The 933-nt window shown below is 63.5% G+C and carries 2 protein-coding genes; both read right to left on the reverse strand.

From position 1 onward, the window contains the following. The coding region (locus AO501_RS17730; RefSeq protein ID WP_055578969.1) for an IS3 family transposase at nucleotides 1-558 on the reverse strand (558 nt) is incomplete at its 3' end. Further along, nucleotides 555-863: an IS3 family transposase gene (locus AO501_RS39435; RefSeq protein ID WP_033712903.1), complete on the reverse strand. Its 309-nt coding sequence runs from the start codon at nucleotides 861-863 to the stop codon at nucleotides 555-557. The genes AO501_RS39435 and AO501_RS17730, both read right to left, overlap by 4 nt. Between the last annotated feature and the right edge of the window lie 70 nt (nucleotides 864-933).

Below are 933 nucleotides of genomic sequence, written 5' to 3' on the forward strand. Positions count from 1 at the left end.
ATCCGAGTGCAGAATGCACCCCGCGACATCTCCGCGTCGGGCTACCGCGCTGTGTAGTGCCCGGATGGCCAGTTGTGACTTCATTCGGGAGTCGATGCTGTAGCCGACGATCCGGTTGGAGAACACGTCCTTAATCGCACAGAGGTAGAGCTTGCCCTCACCGGTGCGGTGCTCAGTGATGTCACTGAGCCACAACTGATTTGGCCCTTCAGCGGTGAAGTCACGCTCGACAAGATCGTCGTGCACCGGCGGCCCGACTTTGCCGTTCTTGCCGCGTTTCTTACCAAACACGCTCCACAGTCGATTCTGCGAGCAGATCCGCCATGCGGTGCGCTCGGCCATCGGCTCGCCGGCATCGCGCGCCTCCTCCACGAGGTAGCGGTAGCCGAACTCCGGATCGTCTGCGTGCGCGTCGAACAGCGCATTGGCGCGGTAGGCCTCGATGAGTTCGGCCTCGGTGATGGGGTCGGCCAGCCAGCGGTAATACGGTTGGCGGGAGAGCTTGAGTACCCGGCACGTCACCGCGACGGGGATCCCGTCGGCGGCGAGCTCTTTCACGAGCGGGTAGACCCTTTTCCCGGCAGATTGGCCTGCGATAAATACGCTGCGGCCCGGCGCAGCACCTCGTTCTCTTGCTCTAGCAGTTTGATCCGCCGTCGGGCTTCGCGCAGCTCACCGGACTCGCTGGCGCTCTTGCCGGGCTTGGTGCCTTCGTCGATGTCGGCCTGACGGAGCCATTTCTGCAGCGTCATCGGGTGCACTCCGAAATCGGTGGCGATCTGCTCGATCGTTACACCGTCATCGCGGTTGCGAGCGACCCGGACGACGTCGTCGCGGAACTCGCGGGGGTAGGGCCTTGCCATGGGGACATCCTTCCAGCCCGCCCATGCTGGGCAAGCCAACTCAGATGTCACCTATTCGTGCAGCAGACCC

It is taken from the genome of Mycobacterium gordonae (genome assembly GCF_001417955.2).
GTDB classification, from domain to species: domain Bacteria; phylum Actinomycetota; class Actinomycetes; order Mycobacteriales; family Mycobacteriaceae; genus Mycobacterium; species Mycobacterium gordonae_B.

Excerpts from the sequence above, each read along its gene's own strand:
- AO501_RS39435 (WP_033712903.1), bottom strand. The coding sequence starts at position 863 with ATGGCAAGGCCCTACCCCCGCGAGTTCCGCGACGACGTCGTCCGGGTC.